Origin of the sequence: Algoriphagus winogradskyi, from assembly GCF_900182815.1 — a bacterium.
Lineage (GTDB): Bacteria > Bacteroidota > Bacteroidia > Cytophagales > Cyclobacteriaceae > Algoriphagus > Algoriphagus winogradskyi.
The window spans coordinates 26,009-46,000 of the sequence record NZ_FXUA01000011.1 but is presented as its reverse complement, the minus strand read 5'-3'; the positions used below and the strand labels follow the sequence as shown (position 1 = coordinate 46,000).

The 19,992-nt window shown below is 41.6% G+C and carries 21 protein-coding genes; 11 read left to right on the top strand and 10 right to left on the bottom strand.

What is annotated here, in order from left to right:
- Window positions 1-6 precede the first annotated feature (6 nt).
- The 8 genes from QOL76_RS20415 to QOL76_RS20380 form a co-directional block, all read right to left on the bottom strand.
- A complete protein-coding gene (locus QOL76_RS20415; RefSeq protein WP_283414816.1) occupies window positions 7-942 on the bottom strand; it encodes an SDR family oxidoreductase in 936 nt (311 codons plus the stop codon).
- Entirely contained in the window at window positions 914-1,759 is an 846-nt protein-coding gene (locus QOL76_RS20410) for a peptidylprolyl isomerase (protein WP_283414815.1), read from the bottom strand. The genes QOL76_RS20415 and QOL76_RS20410 overlap by 29 nt, the downstream gene beginning before the upstream one ends.
- On the bottom strand, window positions 1,756-2,685 hold the full coding sequence (hemC, locus tag QOL76_RS20405) for a hydroxymethylbilane synthase (protein ID WP_283414814.1): 930 nt from the start codon (window positions 2,683-2,685) through the stop codon (window positions 1,756-1,758). The genes QOL76_RS20410 and hemC overlap by 4 nt, the downstream gene beginning before the upstream one ends.
- On the bottom strand, window positions 2,682-3,587 hold the full coding sequence (rimK, locus tag QOL76_RS20400) for a 30S ribosomal protein S6--L-glutamate ligase (protein ID WP_283414813.1): 906 nt from the start codon (window positions 3,585-3,587) through the stop codon (window positions 2,682-2,684). The genes hemC and rimK overlap by 4 nt, the downstream gene beginning before the upstream one ends.
- 174 nt (window positions 3,588-3,761) lie before the next feature.
- On the bottom strand, window positions 3,762-4,199 hold the full coding sequence (locus QOL76_RS20395) for an ATP-dependent zinc protease family protein (protein ID WP_283414812.1): 438 nt from the start codon (window positions 4,197-4,199) through the stop codon (window positions 3,762-3,764).
- A gap of 1 nt (window position 4,200) precedes the next feature.
- Complete coding sequence (locus tag QOL76_RS20390; protein ID WP_283414811.1) at window positions 4,201-5,343, bottom strand: DNA polymerase III subunit; 1,143 nt, start codon at window positions 5,341-5,343, stop codon at window positions 4,201-4,203.
- An 11-nt stretch (window positions 5,344-5,354) separates the two neighbouring features.
- Window positions 5,355-6,551: a GlmU family protein gene (locus QOL76_RS20385; RefSeq protein WP_283414810.1), complete on the bottom strand. Its 1,197-nt coding sequence runs from the start codon at window positions 6,549-6,551 to the stop codon at window positions 5,355-5,357.
- Window positions 6,552-6,620: 69 nt separating this feature from the next.
- Window positions 6,621-6,866 (bottom strand): type B 50S ribosomal protein L31, encoded by a 246-nt coding sequence (locus QOL76_RS20380; RefSeq protein WP_091695367.1) that lies wholly within the window; start codon window positions 6,864-6,866, stop codon window positions 6,621-6,623.
- A gap of 324 nt (window positions 6,867-7,190) precedes the next feature.
- On the opposite strand from QOL76_RS20380, the gene QOL76_RS20375 reads away from it, so the two are divergent.
- The 7 genes from QOL76_RS20375 to QOL76_RS20345 all read left to right on the top strand — a co-directional run bounded on the left by QOL76_RS20375 (window position 7,191) and on the right by QOL76_RS20345 (window position 15,193).
- Entirely contained in the window at window positions 7,191-8,879 is a 1,689-nt protein-coding gene (locus tag QOL76_RS20375; RefSeq protein ID WP_283414809.1) for a hypothetical protein, read from the top strand.
- Window positions 8,880-8,939: 60 nt separating this feature from the next.
- A complete protein-coding gene (locus QOL76_RS20370; RefSeq protein WP_283414808.1) occupies window positions 8,940-10,772 on the top strand; it encodes an ABC transporter ATP-binding protein in 1,833 nt (610 codons plus the stop codon).
- 122 nt (window positions 10,773-10,894) lie between these two features.
- Entirely contained in the window at window positions 10,895-11,260 is a 366-nt protein-coding gene (locus QOL76_RS20365; protein WP_283414807.1) for a hypothetical protein, read from the top strand.
- Window positions 11,261-11,332: 72 nt separating this feature from the next.
- A complete protein-coding gene (locus tag QOL76_RS20360; RefSeq protein WP_283414806.1) occupies window positions 11,333-12,871 on the top strand; it encodes a YifB family Mg chelatase-like AAA ATPase in 1,539 nt (512 codons plus the stop codon).
- Between the two features lie 336 nt (window positions 12,872-13,207).
- Entirely contained in the window at window positions 13,208-13,672 is a 465-nt protein-coding gene (gene tnpA / locus QOL76_RS20355; protein ID WP_283414860.1) for an IS200/IS605 family transposase, read from the top strand.
- Window positions 13,673-13,942: 270 nt separating this feature from the next.
- On the top strand, window positions 13,943-14,389 hold the full coding sequence (locus QOL76_RS20350; RefSeq protein WP_283414805.1) for a DUF2214 family protein: 447 nt from the start codon (window positions 13,943-13,945) through the stop codon (window positions 14,387-14,389).
- A gap of 69 nt (window positions 14,390-14,458) precedes the next feature.
- On the top strand, window positions 14,459-15,193 hold the full coding sequence (locus QOL76_RS20345; RefSeq protein WP_283414804.1) for an MBL fold metallo-hydrolase: 735 nt from the start codon (window positions 14,459-14,461) through the stop codon (window positions 15,191-15,193).
- A gap of 53 nt (window positions 15,194-15,246) precedes the next feature.
- On the opposite strand, the gene QOL76_RS20340 is transcribed toward QOL76_RS20345, so the two are convergent.
- On the bottom strand, window positions 15,247-16,347 hold the full coding sequence (locus QOL76_RS20340) for a trans-sulfuration enzyme family protein (protein WP_283414803.1): 1,101 nt from the start codon (window positions 16,345-16,347) through the stop codon (window positions 15,247-15,249).
- Between the two features lie 160 nt (window positions 16,348-16,507).
- Between QOL76_RS20340 and QOL76_RS20335 the strand changes: the two genes are divergently transcribed.
- Genes QOL76_RS20335 through QOL76_RS20325 form a run of 3 tightly spaced genes read left to right on the top strand, consistent with a single transcriptional unit; the run spans window position 16,508 to window position 18,508 of the window.
- Complete coding sequence (locus tag QOL76_RS20335) at window positions 16,508-17,038, top strand: RNA polymerase sigma factor (RefSeq protein ID WP_283414802.1); 531 nt, start codon at window positions 16,508-16,510, stop codon at window positions 17,036-17,038.
- Window positions 17,035-17,721: a hypothetical protein gene (locus QOL76_RS20330; RefSeq protein ID WP_283414801.1), complete on the top strand. Its 687-nt coding sequence runs from the start codon at window positions 17,035-17,037 to the stop codon at window positions 17,719-17,721. Before QOL76_RS20335 ends, QOL76_RS20330 begins: the two co-directional genes overlap by 4 nt.
- 28 nt (window positions 17,722-17,749) lie before the next feature.
- Window positions 17,750-18,508 carry a hypothetical protein gene (locus QOL76_RS20325; RefSeq protein WP_283414800.1) on the top strand — a complete coding sequence of 253 codons (759 nt, stop codon included), beginning with the start codon at window positions 17,750-17,752 and terminating at the stop codon, window positions 18,506-18,508.
- 141 nt (window positions 18,509-18,649) lie between these two features.
- Here QOL76_RS20325 and QOL76_RS20320 read toward each other — a convergent pair whose 3' ends face one another.
- Complete coding sequence (locus QOL76_RS20320; RefSeq protein WP_283414799.1) at window positions 18,650-19,126, bottom strand: DUF4293 domain-containing protein; 477 nt, start codon at window positions 19,124-19,126, stop codon at window positions 18,650-18,652.
- A gap of 101 nt (window positions 19,127-19,227) precedes the next feature.
- On the opposite strand from QOL76_RS20320, the gene truA reads away from it, so the two are divergent.
- Complete coding sequence (gene truA / locus QOL76_RS20315) at window positions 19,228-19,986, top strand: tRNA pseudouridine(38-40) synthase TruA (RefSeq protein WP_283414798.1); 759 nt, start codon at window positions 19,228-19,230, stop codon at window positions 19,984-19,986.
- Window positions 19,987-19,992 lie beyond the last annotated feature (6 nt).

Here is a 19,992-nt window from a genome sequence, read left to right as displayed (position 1 = left end):
TGCATTTTAAGAGCGGGCTAAGATAATTTGTTTTGCCAAAATACCAATTGCCGTTCGGAAACTTTTCGGTTCAAAACCAAGCTCTTCCCGAGCTTTTGTGATGATAAATCCCGTTTTTAAAGGTCTTTTTGCTGGCTGAGTAAAGGTGGTTGAATCTGCTCGTTTGATTAACTCTTTGTTCAGCCCAAAGTAATCGGCGGTGATATTTGCCATTTCATAAGGTGTCAAAAAGTCGGGCCCAGAAATATTGTATATGCCTTCCGCTTCTTGCTCAGCTATCAAAATACATCCTGTCGCCAAATCCTCAGCAAGGGTTGGGGTGCGGAATTGATCATCGACTACCTGAATCTCTTTTCCAGCTTCCAAAGAAGATTTCACCCAAAGAATAATATTCGTCCGGCTCATATCATGCGCTATTCCAAAAACCAAAACGGTTCGTGCAATCGACCATTTGGTTTGGCAAGCCTTCACCAGCTGTTCCCCTTGGAGCTTAGTCTCTCCGTAGTAATTTACTGGAGCAGCTTCAGCATTTTCATCCAATGGGCCTTCTTCTCCTGAGAAAATAAAATCCGTGGAAACAAAAATAAAATGAGCTTTTGCCGCTTCTGCAGCCTTAATCAAATAAGCAGTCGCATTGACATTAGCATCGTAGCAAGCTTCTTGGTTCAATTCGCACTGATCCACATGAGTCATTGCAGCACCATGAATAATTACATCCGGCTTGATCTCACCAAGCGCTTTTTCCACGCTAGACTCATCGGTGATATCAACTGAAACGTATTCGAAGCCTTCACCTGGCAGCCTGCATGCTCCTTTGCCACTAGCAAACACCTGAAAGGCTCCCTTTTCCACCAATTGAGCGACAAGTTTCTGTCCAAGTAATCCATTCGCTCCAGTGATAAATACTTTCTTTTTACTTGTCATCTGGAAAGCTGTAGTCATAGTCTTTTTCAATTTTCTTACGGGACATTTTCTCTACTTTCACTGTCATATAAACTGTCTCAATTGGCTTATCTCTGGTGTTAGTAGCCACATTAGATATCTCTTCAGCCACTTCCAGCCCCTGGATCACTTCTCCGAAAACGGTGTATTCCTTATCCAAATGAGGCACTCCACCTACCGTGGTATATGCTTCAATTTGCTCTTTGGTAAATTCCTTCGTCAAATTCACATTCAGAGAGGACTCTAATTCATCTCTCATGGAAAGGATCATTGTAGTCAAACTATCATACTTCTGCTCATTGTAAAGGCGGATGTATTCATTCTTCAATTCTGCCTGACTGCCCAGCTCCATGTATTTCATCAGCGACTTTTGAAGCTCCTTCATATCAGTAGTCAATTCCAGTTCGTCATAAACCTTCCCTATAGTGATATAAAATTGCGAACCATTTGAGCGTCGCTCAGGATTAACAGAGTCTGGCTGCCTTGCCGCAGCAATCATCCCCTTTCTATGATAATACTTAGGTCTGATCTCAGCTGGCAAAGTCGGCCACTCCTGGGGAGGAAGATTTTCCTTCGTAAAAACGTCACCACCTTGAATCATGAAGTTCTTCATCACTCGCTGAAATTCTGTGGAGTCAAATCTTCCCGCTTCAGCCAATTCTATAAAATTGGATTTGTGCTCAGGAGTATCGTCAAAGAGTACTGCCACGATATCCCCGTGGCTAGTCTTGATGGTGACTAAGTAATCTTTGCTTCCAGCACAGGAAAAGAAGCAGGCACAAAAAAAGAGAAAAAGTAAGGTTCTTAGAATTCTCATTTATTTAAGGTTGATTTGATTTGATCTAATATGACTTTTCCGCCTGCGGCAAAAACTTGGTCAGCAAGTTCCTGTCCTAACTTTTCTGGCTGGCTGGCATCTCCATTTACCACAAGAGAAATCCGCTCTTTGCCGTCTAAGCTCACAATCCCGCCTTTTAGGCTAAGCTGGTCTTCTTTAAGATTAGCTAGCGCAAAAACCGGTATGCTGCAACCCCCTTCCAATATTCTCAGATAAGCTCGCTCAGCACGAAGCCGTAAGGAGGTCTCTTGATGATTACAAGCAGCAGCGATTTTTGACTTCAATTCCGAATCAAGTATGGTTGCCACTTCGATGGCAACAGATCCTTGCCCGACTGCCGGAGTAAATTCATCCAAATCCAATTCCGCCACGATCATATGGTCATATTCCATGCGATGCGCACCTGCATAAGCAAGTAACAAGGCATCACAAAGTCCCTCCTCCATTTTGCGGATTCGAGTCTGTAGATTCCCCCTAACCTCCACTGTCTTCACATGTGGGTAAAAATGCTTCAACGTAGAAACGCGGCGAGTGGAAGAAGTTCCTAATACAACATCCTTCTTAAGAGAAACGGATTTGTCATGAGAGACAAGCACATCGTTTTCCTTTTCCCGCTCGGTGAAAGCAATGATTTCAAAGCCTTCTGGCAAATTAGACTGCATGTCCTTTGCACTATGAACGGCTATATCGATCCGGCCATCCAGCAATTGATCTTCCAATTCCTGCGTAAAAACACCTTTACTGCCAATTTTCGCAATGGAAACGTCAAGGATTTGATCACCTTTCGTATCAATGATCACTATCTCTGATTCCAGCCCGGCTTTTTGCAAAAGCTCCTCCACATGATAAGCCTGCCAAAGTGCTAACTTACTTCCTCTGGTGCCTATTTTTACTACTTGACTCATTGACTCGAAATCTTTAATGGACGCTTATTTACGCCTTCTTCTATGAATTTTATTATGGATCCAGCGACATCGATGCCCGTAGCTTTCTCTATTCCTTCTAGTCCTGGAGAGCTATTCACTTCCAAAATCAGCGGGCCCCGGGCAGATTGAAGCATATCAACTCCTGCCACATCCAAGCCAAGTGATTTGGCAGCAGCTAAGGCAGCAGCTTTCTCAGCCCGGCTTAATTTGATGACAGTTGCCTTGCCACCTCGGTGAAGGTTGGAACGAAACTCCCCTTCAGCTCCTTGGCGCTTCATCGCTCCGACTACTTTCCCATTCACCACAAAAGCTCGAATATCTGCTCCTTTGGCTTCCTTGATGAATTCCTGAACGATAATTCTTGCCTTCAATCCATGAAATGCTTCAATAACGGACTGGCTCGCTTTTCGCGTTTCTGCCAAAACTACCCCAAGTCCTTGCGTTCCTTCTAATAATTTGATGATCAAGGGCGCTCCACCAACATGCTCGATAATTTGTTTTTCTCCTCCTTTGGAGAAATTAGTAAAGGCTGTTTTGGGCATACCAAGTCCTGCACTGGACATGATCTGAAGGCTACGCAATTTATCTCTGCTACGGACGATGGCTTGAGAATTCACCACAGAAAAAGTGCCCATCAACTCAAATTGACGAACCACTGCCGTTCCGTAAAAAGTAACTGAAGCACCGATCCTAGGAATAACGGCATCTACTCCCAGTACTTTTTCTCCTTTATGAATAATGGACGGACCATCTTGCTCAAGAATCAAATCACAGATGCTATGATTGACGATTATTCCCTCGTGGCCTGCTGCTTTAATCGCTTCCAGCAGGCGCTTGGTGGAATATAAATTTGGGTTTGTGGAAAGGATTGCAATTTTCATCTGTTAATAATTGATTTTTTATGATCAGATAGCCTGCCCCGATTTTTTTTTCGGGAGTATCTCGCAATGGATAAGCATCTCTTTGGATATCGCTGGAATTATGCTCGATTTCATAAGAAAATTTTTAGGTAATAGGAGCCTTCAGCAAGGATTTTTAGGTAAATCTGACTTTGATTATTTGTTCCGATAAGGTTTAGCCAAATTGATTTTGGATACATCTACAAGGAAGCGATTTTTGAGTATTTTCCGACCGAGAAGAATCGCATTTCTCATACTCGACCGATCGGATAGTGTGAACTCCGCCGAGTAACTTTCTCCAGCCAGTTCAAAGGTAGTCTCGATCAAATAACGAACCTCAGCATGACCGAAGGAGTTTTTTACTTTTTTCTCTCTGAACTCTTCAAAGGTAACTATCTCGCCGGTATAAGATTTATGTCCGGGAAGAAGTGGCTGAAACTGCAGCACTCGCTTTCCATTTACCTCTAATACTTCCAAATTCTCCGCATGAATACTGCTTGTGTAGGCTCCGGTATCGACTTTGGCCCAAACCAGCGACAGTCCTAAATCAGGAAGTGATACTTTCTCTTTTCTACCAATTACTTTTTGCTCCATATCAGCTTATTTTCGCCATCAATCTGGTCACATTCATCGATAGATCTGTGAAGATGAATTTGGCGTTACCGTTTCGTTCCAAATGATAATGAGCAGTATTGAAATCACCATATAATTTCCCTACATGCTCCTCCTTGAGGATCTTACCGGAAATATTATTGACGAATTTACGATCCTCGTCATGCGTACGAAGCAACTCCTCCAACCCTACATTTTTCAGCAAAATCTCACGAAGTACGTTTAATCCTGTGAGTAAAAGTGATTTTTGGGCTTCTTTATCCGACTTGTGAAAGTCATCCGCAAGTCCAAAAATACTTTTGAAATCAGCTTTGTAGCAGGACAAAAACCATTCTCTGATTTTTTTGACCTGGAGATCTTCTACCTGATCTACGAGTCGGTAAGCTTCACGCATATTGCCATCTGCTAGCATTGCGATCTGATCTGCAGATGCTTCGTCACAAAGTCCCTTCTCGAGCAAATGACTTTTGACTTCTTCATCAGAAAACCCCCGAATCGTAACCTTTTGAGTTCTGGAAAGTATCGTCGTCAACAACTGATCGGCAGCTCCAGTCACCAAAATAAAAAGCGTTTTAGGCTGCGGTTCTTCTAGAATTTTCAGAAGGGCATTTGCGGCAGAAGGGTGAAGAAATTCCGGTGACCAAATCATCATGATCTTATAGCCACCTTCAAAAGACATGAGTGAAAGTGCCTGTATGATTTTACGGGCTGCCCCTTTGGAGATATTTAACTGCTTCTTTTCAAAATTATTAAAGTAGATGAAATCATGGACATTACCATAGGGCTGCTCCGTAGCAAACTTTCGCCAATTGGTCAATAGATCTGTTTTTTCATCGTCATCTTTTTCCTTTTCATCCTCTTTACCCTTTGCAATTGTAGGAAATGCGAAGTTCAAATCAGGAACTACCAATCGACTCATCCGCTGGCAGGAAGCGCAGGTCCCACAAGAATCTGAATCACTTGGGTTTTCACAGTACAAATAAGTGCACAGCGCCAATGCCATAGTAAGATTAGCGGAGCCTTCCGGTCCATGGAATAGCAGTGCATGCGCCAAATGATTGTTTTTGACAGCATTGATGAGGTTTAATTTGGTTTCGGGAAGACCCGGTATAGCTGCGAATTGCATGAATTAATTAATCAGGATGAGGTTTCCCAAATTCTATAGTTTTTGGACATTTCGAAAATCATACGTAAGATTTCTTGTTCTTCCGCATTCAACTCAAGTCCTCTTCTGGCCACTACGGCTTTTGCTGTCTCTAGAAATTTCGGGAACAAAAAGGTAGAGAATCCTTCCTCTCCACCCCAAGCAAATGAAGGGATAAATTTACGCGGAAATCCTGGACCAAACACATTGGATCCAATGCCGACGACTGTCCCTGTGTTGAACATGGTATTAATACCACATTTGGAATGATCGCCCATCATGAGTCCGCAGAATTGCAAACCAGTATTGGAGTAATTCCCAACGGTATAATCCCAGAGCTTCACTGGGGAATAATTGTTTTTCAGGTTGCTGGTATTCGTGTCAGCTCCCATATTACACCATTCTCCGATTACAGAATTGCCGAGAAACCCTTCGTGACCTTTGTTGCTATAGCCAAAGATCACCGAGTTGGATAACTCCCCTCCCACTTTGGAGTGTGGGCCCACGGTGGTATCACCTTTTATTTTGGCTCCCATATTTACTGTAGAGCTTTCGCAAAGCGCAAATGGCCCACGAATCAAAGCTCCTTCTTGGATCTCGGTGTTTTTACCAATGTAAATTGGGCCGTTTTCTGCATTCAAAATCGCCGCTCTAATGACTGCCCCTTCTTCAACGAAGATGTTTTCGGGAGAATATACTTTAGTATGAGGATCTGTGATCTGCGCAGATTTTCTGCCTTTAGTCAGCATCTCAAAATCATTTTTTATCTCCGCTCCATTAAACTGGAAAATATTCCAGGTTTTCAATACTAATGTGGGTTCAAAATCGAGCTGGACAATTTCTTTACCCTTCACTGCCACTAGATTTTTCTCCGTTTCGCCGATATAGGTTGCGATCAGGGTCTTTCCGAAATACAGTGCCTGAGTTGATGTAATGGATTTCAATACAGCTAGACTTCTAATGTCTGGCAGCCAAGCGCCATTTATAGCCAGCGCTTTTCCAGATTTTCGAGGGTATTTCTTTTGAAGGTAGTCTTGGGTCAGAAATGAAACTGAAGCACCGGTGATCTTTTCCCATTTTTCCGACACCTTCAGTATTCCTACGCGGATTTCCGCTACTGGTCGGGTAAAAGTAAAAGGAAGTAACGAGCCGCGAATAGCAGGGTCATCAAACAATAAAATTGAGTCCATGAGGCAAAAATAAAAAAGTCTCCCGGAATCCATGCTCCGGGAGACTTTTTAGCCTGAGATATAGAAGAATTACTTCTTAGCGTATCTTCTGTTGAATTTCTCAACACGACCCGCAGTATCAAGCATCATTTTCTTACCTGTGTAGAACGGGTGAGACTGAGAGCTCACTTCGACCTTGAACAAAGGATATTCGTTGCCATCTTCCCAAGTGATAGTTTCGCTTGTTTCGATAGTTGACTTAGTAAGAAATTTAAACTCGCTAGAAGTGTCGTAGAAAACGACGTCTCTGTAGTTTGGATGGATATCAGCTTTCATATTATTGCTAGTTATTATGTACCTCTTTCAAATGAGGCACAAAGCTAGGCTTTTTCACAAAACTCACCAAATCTTTGCCAAGTATTTCTAAGTCAATTGGTCAAAAGGATTTAAAAACTTGATTTGAGTATGCAAATCAAGGCGTTTTAGCCCAAAAATAAAATTCAACTCCAATTTCAAAGCAAATTCAAACCCCTACCTCTGGCAGTAACCAAATGTCTATTAGACGGATGCAATCATTTGGAAAACGCTGATTTCTACTATTTCAACTCTCTTTAGCCGTATTCGAATTCTATTTTCAGGAATGTTTTTTAGATTTAGGCAATGCAAAAACCTTTACACGCTCGACTGCTTATTCTATTAGGCATATTTCTACTTCCACTTTTTGTCACTGCACAGGGAAGTTACATTCCTTTCGATCGAGATTATTACCAGAAAATCGAGCGGTACGAAATCCTTCAAGGAAAAAATAATCCGGTGTTCCACACTGGTGCAAAGCCCTACCGAAGAGATCATGTGGCAGCTTTTCTCGACAGCATTGCGAATGACGCGGTGATCAGAACTAGTGTAGATCAGTTCAATCTCGCTTACCTGAGTCAGGATAATTGGGAGTTTGTAAGTAGGGAAACCCCTCTTTCCGAAAAACCTTTATTCAACGCGATTTATAAAAGACCTGGAGACTTTGCATACTATTATAGTGATGAGTTTGATATCCACGTAAGTCCGGTTTTGTACTTGAATGGTGGGATCGAGCCCGACAATGACCGAAACCCAAATCGCCTTTCGCGTGGAGTTGTGCTTCGCGGATCAATAGATAAGAAAGTTGGTTTTTACACGTACTTCACTTCTTCGGAGGCATTTTTCCCTAGTTGGGTGAAAGGCTACGCCGAGCACAATGGCGCTGTGCCAGGTGAGGGATTTTGGAAGGAATATAATGCAGATGGCTACACGTACTTCTCAGCACTTGGCCATGTGAGTTTTAACATCACCAAACACATTCAGGTAGAAGTCGGTCATGACCGTAACTTCATCGGGGAAGGTTATAGATCCTTTTTGCTTTCCGACTTTTCCAATCCCTACATGTTTGTGAAACTTAATACCCAGGTGTGGAAATTCCAATTGACCAATATCTGGACTCAAATGACTGCAGATGTGGACTACGACAGAGGGCGACCTACGGATGGTAGATATCCTCAAAAATGGTTTTCCTTTCACAGACTTGGTTTTAACGTAGGCAAAAACCTAAACCTTGGGTTTTTTGAGTCTGTGATGACTGACAAAGCAGACTTCAACTATTACAATCCAATTATCTTTTATCGCTGGGTGGAGCAATCACTCGGCACGCCTGACAAGGTCATGCTCGGGATAGATTACAAATGGAATTTCTTGTCAACCATGCAGCTTTACGGTCAGTTTGCACTGGATGAGTTCGTCTTTTCAGAATTCTTTGGACAAGATGGCAAGAACTCCAAGCGGAATAAATACGGGCTTCAGGCTGGATTTAAATACATCGACCTATTCAAGGTTTCGAATCTAGATCTTCAGCTGGAATACAATTCTGCCCGACCTTATACTTTTCAGGAAAAAGTCGACTATCAATCCTACAGCAATTGGAGAACTCCACTTACCCATCCAAGAGGAGCTAATTTCAGGGAAATGCTAGGAATCCTCCGCTACCAGCCTATCCCAAAACTGAACCTGACTTTCACTACCATGTACCAACTCTATGGAGCAGATCCAGACGAAGAGACCAACTGGGGTGGAGATGTCTTGAAAAATAGATTGGAAGGAAGTCCAACAGGATTATTTGATAATGTGATCGGTCAGGGTATCGAGAACAAGGTGGTTCAAACTAATCTGAATGCTTCTTATATGTTAAGGCATAATTTCTTTATCGATGCTTCCCATACTTTCAGAAGACGTACTGCCCAAGACCTCGACAGTCCAGCTACCTCCCAATACCTGCAATTGGCATTCCGCTGGAACTTCATACGACCTGATTACAACTATTAACTGATAACCTGCACCGCCATTTTTGCGTAACTTGCGAGATTATTCCACGAACATTAGTTTATGAAGACCTATCTACGAATTCTCTCCTATGCCAAGCCATACGGAAAATTCGTGCCTACCTATATTATCTACGCGTTTCTTTCCATCGTTTTTGGCTTGCTGAATTTCACCTTGCTGAAGCCGCTTTTCGATGTGATTTTCGAACAAGTAGATCCGGCAACACTGACACAATATTCCGAGAAGCCTGAATTCAATTTCTCACTCGAATACTTTTCCCACCTCTTCAATTACAACTTCCTGCAAATAGCTGAGGAATATGGCAAGATGGGAACACTTTATTATGTGTGTGCGATCATCGTGGCGTCAGTTTTCCTTTCCAACCTCTTCACCTACTTGGCAGGGGTAGTTTTGGCAAAAGTGCGCGCTACTGTCATCAAGCGCATGAGAATGGATATTTTCGGACAAGTCAGTAAGCTTCACATTGGCTATTTTTCCAATGAGCGCAAAGGCGATCTGATGTCGAAAATGACCAATGATGTGCAAGAAGTGGAAAACACGATTGTGCAGTCACTTCGGGTTGTATTTCGTGAGCCTGTGACCATTATTCTCTATTTCTCGGTGCTTTTCTTTATGTCTCCCAAACTGACAATTTTCACCATTTTGATCATCCCCATCACGGGAGCTATTATTGGTGGGATTACCAGAAGACTGAAGAAAAAAGCGGTGCAAAGTCAGGAATCCCTTGGTCGAATCGTCAATATCCTAGACGAGACACTTGGAGGAATGCGGGTGATCAAAGCTTTCAATGCGGAGCGATTTATGAAGGGAAAATTCGACAAAGAAACCGATTATTACGCAGGAGTGAACGTGAACATGGCTCGCAAAAACGAATTAGCATCTCCGATATCCCAATTTCTCGGAGTGTTCGTAGTTGCCGGAATTTTGGTGTATGGAGGTGGGTTGGTGCTCAGCGGAAATTCCGATTTGGGAGCCTCGGACTTTATTACCTACATTATTATTTTCACTCAAGTTCTAAATCCAGCCAAGGAAATCTCCCGTGCCGTCAGCAGTATTCAGCGGGGTATCGCTTCAGCCGAGCGGATTTTCACCGTGGTAGATACGCCTACTCAGATCAGTTCCCCTGCAAGTCCGGCCATATTGAATTCTTTTGAAAATTCAGTTGAAGTCAAAAATGTAAGCTTTGCCTACCAGGATGTGAACGTGTTGAAAAACATCAATTTCACTTTATCGAGAGGGAAAACCATTGCACTTGTGGGTCCTTCTGGTGGAGGAAAATCCACGTTGGCGGATTTAATCCCAAGATTTTATGATCCTTCGGAAGGACAAATTTTACTGGATGGAAAAAATCTAAAGGAGTTTGATTTACAAGCTTTGCGCAGCCAAATGGGAATAGTGACGCAGGAATCCATTCTATTTAATGACACGGTTTTCAATAATATTGCTTTTGGGGTAGAAGGAGCAACTAAAGAGCAGGTCATGGAAGCTGCTACAATTGCCAATGCCCACGAATTTATCGAAAAAATGGAAGATGGCTATCAAACTAGTATCGGCGAGCGTGGATCCAAGCTTTCCGGAGGACAGCGTCAGCGCCTAAGCATAGCACGAGCAGTATTGAAAAACCCTCCAATTTTGATTCTTGATGAGGCTACTTCAGCTTTAGATTCAGAATCCGAGCATTTGGTACAGGAAGCACTGACCAAACTGATGAGTAATAGAACTACATTGGTGATCGCACATAGACTAAGCACAATTCAGCATGCAGATGAGATACTTGTGATCGAGCATGGTCAAATTGTACAGCGTGGCACGCACATTGACTTAATGCAAACTGAAGGCTTATACCAGAAGCTTTCTAGTATTCAGTCCGTTTAGTATATTCGTTAAAACTAATGTTAATACTTATGAATTCGAACACATCGATAAAACCATAAAAACTGGATAATTATCTATCGTGTGAGATTCCATATAGCCACTAAAAATCAAATTATTTACATATGAAAAAACTTCACCAAATCCTTCAAATAGCCCTTTTGGTCTATTTTGGTGCTTTTCTTATTTTCTTCATTGCCTTTGACACGCTTGGCGGAGTCTTTGGGATGGAAGAAATCACGTCAGATTCCATGGTGACGATTACTTTAATTGGCTTGATTATTTTTCTTGCCGCTTGGGGCAGTAGCTATGCTGCCTACAGCAGTCTTTCTTCCCAAATCAAAAAAATGGAAAGTGAGACTCACGCATTAAAAGCCAAAATTTACGACTTCGAACACCCCGTTGCTCCGACTAGACCAAGTCCTCGGCCAACTACTCCATCTCCGGAAACTGACCAAAGTAACATTCCACCTAGACAAAATATTACCTAAAAGTGAAATATTAATTTTATCAAACTAGTATATTGAGGAGACCAACAGGTCTCCTTTTTATATTTTTATGTTATGGTAGCTAAAACTTTTGGAAGCGCAGTATCAGGCGTAGATGCAAACATCATCACCATAGAGGTGAATGTGGGACAAGGAACCAGTTTCTTTATGGTCGGACTTCCCGACTCCGCTGTGAAGGAATCCCAGCAGCGGGTAGAAAGTGCCTTAAAATATTTCGGGTATAGAATGCCCAGGCAAAAAGTGGTAATCAACCTCGCTCCCGCCGATGTCAGGAAGGAAGGATCGGCTTATGATCTGCCGATTGCCATGGGAATTTTGCAAGCATCAGAGCAGGTGGAATTTCCAACTTTGGGAGATTATGTGATTATGGGTGAGCTTTCATTAGACGGAAATCTCCGGCCGATCAAGGGAGTACTACCCATTGCTATCGAAGCCAGAAAGAAGGGATTCAAGGGTTTTATTCTCCCAGTAGAAAATGCCAAAGAAGCATCGATAGTCAATAGCTTGGATATTATAGGGGTAGAAACAATGCAGCAAGCCACGGATTTTCTGATGGGGGAACTGGAAATTGAACCTTTGGTGACGGATACCAGAGAGATTTTTTATCATTCACTGGATGATATTGAGTTTGACTTTGCGGATGTGCAAGGTCAGGAAAATATCAAGCGGGCAATGGAAATCGCAGCTGCAGGCGGACATAATGTAATTATGATTGGCCCTCCTGGCGCAGGTAAAACCATGCTTGCCAAACGTCTTCCTTCGATTCTCCCACCGCTGACTTTGGTAGAAGCTTTGGAAACGACCAAGATTCATTCCGTAGCTGGAAAGCTGGGCAGAAATGGTTCTCTGCTTGCCAATCGCCCTTTTCGATCTCCGCACCACACCATCAGCGATGTTGCGCTCGTTGGCGGGGGAGGCAATCCCCAGCCAGGCGAAATATCCTTAGCGCATAATGGAGTATTGTTTTTGGATGAATTGCCAGAGTTCAAGCGTACTGTACTGGAGGTCATGCGTCAACCGCTGGAAGAACGCCGAGTTACCATTTCCAGAGCAAAAGTATCGGTGGATTTTCCTGCCAACTTTATGCTCATCGCCAGCATGAATCCATGCCCATGCGGATATTACAATCATCCCGAAAAAGAATGTGTTTGCGGACCAGGCATAGTCCAACGCTATTTGAATAAAGTGTCAGGCCCGCTGTTAGATCGCATTGATCTCCATGTAGAAGTGACTCCTGTCAAATTTGACGAGATGACCTCCACCAGGAAAACAGAATCCAGCAAGGAAATAAGGGAGCGAGTGATCAAGGGCCGAGAAAAGCAAAAGGAACGATTTAAAGGAAATCCTGAGGTTTTCTGTAATGCCATGATGCCTTCGCATCTCACAAAACAAATCTGCCAGATCAATGAAGCTGGCAAGATGCTTTTGAAAACCGCTATGGAGCGACTGGGATTATCAGCCAGAGCTTACGATCGAATTCTGAAAGTAGCCAGAACCATTGCTGATATCTCAGGATCTGAGGAAATCAAAGTCGAGCATCTGGCCGAAGCGATACAGTATAGAAGTCTGGATAGAGAAGGCTGGGCGGGGTGAGAATTTAAAATGATGAAATTTGAAATTTGATAATAGCTAAAAGGAATAAGCAATCTCAAATTAAATTTATAGCGCTGTACCTAAAGGCACAGCAGAATAACTCATCAGCTATGTTTTCTAGCCTTAGTTAGCTCTTAATGGGCAATTCTGAAATTGAAACAGCTTTATAACGCGATAAAAAAGGTTATTAATCAAATCATTGCGAACCTAAATCCATTTTAATAGTAGTTGCCTTTATTCCATTTAGGCAGTCCCGTTAGGGACAAACTATGGGTAAAATGACTAATAACCGTGAATCCTGCCGTGCCTTTAGGTACGGCGCTAATATTTTCCGTCATGGCAAACACCTATACACAAATTCACATTCAAGCAGTATTTGCTGTGCAAAACAGGATTTCCTTGGTTCATCCATCCTGGAAGGATGAACTATACAAATATCTATCTTCAATTGCCGCAAAATATGATCATAAGGTTTTGCAAATAAACGGGATGCCCGATCATATTCATTTAATGATGGGGTTTCGGCCAACCCAAGCTCTTTCAGATTTAATGAAAGAACTTAAAGAAGATTCTTCAAAATGGATTAATACTCGCGGATTTGTAAATGGGAAATTTAATTGGCAGGCAGGTTATGGAGCATTTTCATACAGTAGGGATCAAGTTCCAAGGGTTATCCGTTATATACAAAATCAAGAAATGCATCATAAAAAACAGTCCTTTTTAGACGAATATGAGGAACTTCTTAGAATCCATAAGATCGATTATGACAAAAGATATATATTCAAACCAATTGAAGAATAGCGCTGTACCTAAAGGCACAGCAGAATAACTCATCAGCTATTTTTTCTACCCATAGCTTGCCCCTAATGGGGCAAATGGAAAATTGAAATAATTTTAATTCTTGACAAATAAGTCTTTAATCTAGTCAACTCGAACCTGAATTTATTTTGAATGCAATTCCCTCATCTCTTCCATATCGATAGCCCCTTTAGGGACATATTATGGGTCAAATGATGAATAACCGTGAATCCTGCCGTGCCTTAATGTACGGCTCTAAACAACCCAATATCCATGACCCCAGAAATCCTCCTCCGCTACCTTCATTTTATCAGCATTTTTGCAATTGTCGGCTCATTGGTTTCGGAGCATCTTTTACTTAAGAAGGAACTGACACGAAAGGAAATCAAAAGAATCGCTACCATCGATGGAGTTTATGGAATGGGTGCATTGATCCTTTTGGCTGTTGGACTTACGCTTTGGCTGGGTGGTTATGGAAAACCTACCGAGTTTTATTCTTACAATTTCATCTTCCACATCAAAATAACCCTGTTCGCTTTTATTGGGATTTTGTCGATTTATCCGACGGTGTTTTTCATCAAAAATGGAAAAGGTGACCAAGATGAATTTGTCCAAATCCCAAAAACAATTTTTATGCTCCTCAGGTTAGAACTTCTGCTATTATTTATCATTCCTTTATTAGCTGGCTTAATGGCTAAAGGAGTTGGATACTTTGGCTAATGTTCCTGAATCTACTATTACCCTAGCTTTTCTTTATTTTATTTGACAACAAGCCTATCTTAAACTACTATGAAATATCTAACCATATTCCTTCTATTCATCTCCTTTGGTGCTTTTTCGCAAGACATGATTCCTGCCAAAAAAGGAGATGTTACGATCAATCCTATCACACACGGCACATTAGTATTAGAGCATGATAACCAAGTAATTTATGTAGATCCGTATGGTGGTGCGGCTGCTTTCGAAGGGCAGAAGAAACCAACTTTGGTGCTGATCACGGACATTCATGGGGATCATCTCAATCAGGAAACACTTGATGGACTAGACCTTTCTGGCGCGACCATCATTGCACCACAAGCTGTAGCAGACAAGCTTACTGCAGGCACGGGAAAAGAAGTGATCGTTTTGGGGAACAATCAATCCAAAGCTGTCAATGGAATTAAGGTCGAGGCATTACCAATGTATAATTTGCCGGAAAGCACTGAAGCTCCACATACGAAAGGCCGTGGAAACGGATACATTGTTCATCTTGGGGGAAAACAATTTTACATTTCCGGAGACACAGAAGACATTCCGGAAATGAGAGCGCTAAAAAATATTGATGTAGCCTTTGTGTGCATGAATTTGCCTTATACTATGGATGTTGATCAGGCTGCAAGCGCAGTTTCTGAATTCAAACCTACAATTGTATACCCATATCACTACAGAGGAACAAATGGATTAAGCGACGTGGAAAAATTCAAAAGCATGGTTAACGATGCCGCTCCAAGTGTAGATGTTCGATTGAGGAATTGGTACAATTAAGATAATAGCACAGCACAAAAAAAGGTCACTTCCATATTTGAAGTGACCTTTTTTTAGTGTAATGCTTCTTCCATATCTTCCAGCAAGTCATATAAATGCTCTAACCCTACTGACACTCGGATTAAATTCTGAGGAGTCAATGTATCGGGTCCTTCTGAAGCAGCTCTTCGCTCAATCAAACTTTCAACCCCTCCAAGACTGGTAGCGTTTGTGAAATACTTAAGCTTGGAAATCACCTGATCTGCATCTTCAGCATTGCCTTTTACCTGGAAAGACAGAATTCCACCAAAACCTGTCATCTGGTTGGCTGCTATTAAATGTCCGGGATGCGTTTTCAATCCTGGGTAATAAACCTTTTCAACTTTCTCGTGTGTGGATAGGAAATTCGCCAACACGATAGCGTGTTCAGCATGTCCTTTCATCCGATAAGGCAAGGTTTTAATGCTTCTGCATAAGTAATAGCAATCCATTGGCGATGGCACTGCTCCTCCCCCGATCTGCACATTTTTTACTTTCTCCCAAAACTCATCCATTTCTTTGGTGATCAAAGCACCCCCTAGAATATCTGAATGCCCTCCAAAATATTTGGTACTGGAATGCATCACGATATCTGCTCCAAAATCAATTGGGTTTTGAAAAACAGGGGTAGCAAAGGTGTTATCGCAAGCCAAAATCGCTCCTTTTTCCTTAGCCAAAATTGCAACTGCAGCTATATCTGTAATCTTCAACAAGGGATTGGAAGGCGTTTCCAACCAAACCAACTTTGTGTTTTCTTTGAAAGCTTGCTCAACTTTCACCAAATCCGTCATATCCACGAAAGTGGCCTCTAAAACTCCCTTGAAAATAGAGAGTAAAGCATTTTTTAAGCCATGATACATATCATCAGGGGCGATAACATGCGAACCTGGCTCTAAGGCTTGGAACACTGCAACTCCTGCCGCATTGCCTGAAGAAAAAGCTGCAGCATCTGCACCTTTTTCCAGACCTGCCAAGAGCTTTTCTAAAGCATGGCGATTTGGATTATTTGCCCTTGCATAGATCATAGAATCAGGTTGGTGCACGAATGTAGTGCTCAGCGTAATAGGCTGTATAACCGGTTTTTCAGAATCCGTGACAATATTTCCTCCGTGTATAGCGAGTGTTTCGAGTTTCATAGAATGATTGTTAATACTTGCAAAAGGCAGAGTTTGAAATTACCATAATTTCCTTGAGTGAGAAAAGAATTTGTAAAATGCCATAAGTCAGAAAAAAAACTTTGAGTTCCATTCCAACCTTTTGCCTTTAAGGTAACTCTTTTAAGTATAAGCCAAATCTATGAATCTTCAAAAGCTAGACACAAACCTGATCAAAAACGTCCTCAAAGGCGAAAGGTCTGCGCAGTTTCAGCTCTTTGAATTGACCAAAGGGATGCTTTACTCAGCTTGCTATAGAATAGTGAATGATGAAGATGAAGCTAACGATGTCTTACAAGATTCCTATGTAGAGATTTTCCAGAAAATCCATTCCTTGAAACATCCAGAGGCTTTGCTTTCCTGGATGAAAACGATCACCATTCGCAAGGCGATTTTGCAGAGCAGAAAGAAAATTCATTTTGAACCAATTGAAGATTTAGAAATGGATTCAAGTGATGATTTCGATTCCTGGTTTGATGCTGAGATGCTCGACCAAGCTATAGAAAGTTTACCAACTGGTGCGAAAGCCGTATTTCTTCTTTTGGCAGTAGAAGGGTATTCACATAGAGAAGCTTCTTCAATGCTGGGAATATCAGAAAACACTTCAAAATCTCAGTTGAACTACGCGAAAACGCTTCTGAAAAGGCGCATCACTAAACTACTACAGGCATGAAAGAATATAGCCCAAAACCTGACTTGTGGAGTAAAATTCAACAGCGGAAAGACTTTGATTCGCAGGTGAAGGAGCACATTCCAAACCTTCCTGTGAAAATGCCTAAACCGGATCTTTGGGAGGCAATTGAAAAAGAACTTGATCAAAAAACTCCAATAATTCCACTTTGGAAATATGGAATGGCAGCTGCGGCGATTGCATTAATTTTTGCTCTTTCTGGAATAGCTTATTTTGAATTGGGAGAAAAAGAGGCGGAAACTCCATTGATCACCGAGGTCAGTTTGCCTTCTGCTGAAATCGAAACTATTGATACAAACCCGGAAGCCGAAACAGAATCTAAAAACTTGAAACCAGAGTTGAGCAAACCAGAAAGACTAATACTATCAAAACCTAGACAGAGTTCAACTCAAAGGGAAACGATTACTCCGATTGAGACTCCAGAGCTAAACTTAGCAGACTTGAGTATTGAAAACACATTTGTAACGGAGCTGATTATTCCTCCAATGGCTGAAGTTGAAGCTCCACAAACACTTCATAAAGTTCGAATTTCTTGGGGTATGCAAGAAAAAATCAAACTCCAGACAAAGTTTGGATCCAGTTCTCCTGAGGATATTTCCAACCAGCAATTAGGACTTGCGAATCAACCTAAAAACTCGATTAAGATTAATTTCCACAAACAGTAATCATTTAAAAATTTCTAAAATTAAAATTATGAAACGACTACTACTAGTTCCTTTCCTGGCGTTGCTATGTGCTTTTCAAACTTATGGCCAGGAAGTTGAAAACGGTCTCTCTAAGAATCTACAGGAATGGCTAGATCGGGATTGGCCTATCACAGACACCTTGGTTTTTGACTTTCCAAATGAAAGCGCCTTGGTACTATATTTCAACAAAACCGAACACACTGCTGAAGAGCTAACCGAAGAATTTGAACCTTTGCTTCGCAAAGCGACCGACTATCCTGAATTTACTACGCTCTATTACAGAATAGGAGAAAACTTTCAGCCTACTGCTTTGAAGAATGTGAAATATCAAATTGAGAAAAAATACGTGCCTTACGTGGATAGTCTGGAGATGACTTTTCCTGTAGGGTTAGATTTCACAGGTGGTGACTTCACTCCAGTTGTAGGGTTCAGAGCTCATTTGAATTGGAGAAATTTCTCCCTCGGTGGCTCCATTACAAACACTATTTATTTTCCCGAACGAATCGAAAACAATGTAAAAGTCAACAGCAATTGGTTTGCAAATGCTGAACTTGCTTGGGAATTTGGAAACACAGAAAAACAAAGAAGAAACACATTCGGCGTAGGTTATTTGATCAATGAAAACAAAAGCCAGCTTTTCACTGGAACTACCATGCAGGCTTACTACAACAGAAAATTAAGCAAATATATCTCCATCCAAGCCGGAGTCATTGCCACAGAGAATTTCAAAACCTTCTATCCTACTGTGGGAATTAGATTCTGGTAAAAAACTTACAACCTGCTTATGGAGAAGCAGGTCATCAAACCAAAAGAGCCAGCGATTTGCTGGCTCTTTTGGTTAAAATAGGTATAAGATTCCTTTTCTCGCAAAAATCTTATGTCTTGATTCATGAATCTAACGTCTCTTTTATCTGATTCTATCCACAGATTTTAGCAAAGCAACGTCTTTTCGAATAAAGCGATTGGCAAGCATGTTACATACCATCGCTGCTAGAATTGCCCAAAAACCAATTTGATATGAACCATTATCCTCTGCTCCGATTTCCTTATTTATACCATTGGTAGTCAAGAAAACAATCGCAACCAAACCAACCATAAACAGGGAATTAACCATATTGATCATCATCTGCCTGCCGTGATTTCTGTATTGAAAGATCGAAATAATAGCCATAAGCCCAACAAATGAAGCCAATGCTGCTATATACCAATTGGAAGAGGACTGGACTATTTCTCCCGAAGAGCTATTTTGGATCATAAACAAAGCGTTGAGCTTCCATATTTCACCTGAATCAGCTACTTGCTGTACCCAAAGGTCTAAGCCCAAAGTCAATCCCATGGCCACAGCCACTAGGAAAAGGAATATTGATTGTACGCGCTGGATCATTTTTTCTATTTTTTTGGCAAAGAAAAGGCCTTATGACTTCATTAACAAGGAAAGCAGGTTTCTCGCGCTGATTTGATTGGGAATAGTATCTTTGCAGCCGTATGAGTGAGAGCAAAAGATATTTTCTGGACATCAGCTACAAAGGCACGCGCTATCATGGTTGGCAAATCCAAGAAAATGCATTTACGGTTCAAGAAGCATTGGAGACAGGGCTTTCTACTTATTTCAGAGAAACAGTTTCTGTAATGGGTTCAGGCCGCACAGATACCGGAGTGCATGCTAGCATGCAGGTTTGCCACTTTGACACGGATCAGGAAATTAATAAAGAAAAATTCATTCGAGCGATTAATGGTATTCTGCCGAAAGACATTTCAGTCAATTCGATCCGAGCAGTCAAAGCTGATGCACATGCGCGCTTCAGTGCCAAAAGCAGATCTTATGTTTATCGAATGATTTTACAAAAAAGCCCGTTTGTAGAAGATTACGTCTGGAGGCATTATTTCAATCCAGATATAACCCGAATGAATGAAGCAGCAAAAATTCTCTTACAGCACAATGATTTTGAGTGTTTTAGTAAAGTACATACAGCTGTGAAACATTTTCGCTGTGAAATAAAATCGGCAAATTGGGAACAAAAAGACGGAGAATTGCAATTTCATATAACTGCAAACAGATTTTTGCGTGGAATGGTAAGAGCAATTGTAGGAACGCTTGTTGATATTGGACTCGGGAAAATGGAACCTGATGAAATGCATCATATCATAGAATCCAAAAATCGAAAAAAGGCAGGAAAGTCAGCACCTGCATGTGGCTTGTTTTTTAGCCGAATTGAATATTCAGAAGATATATATTTAGACTAGTTTACC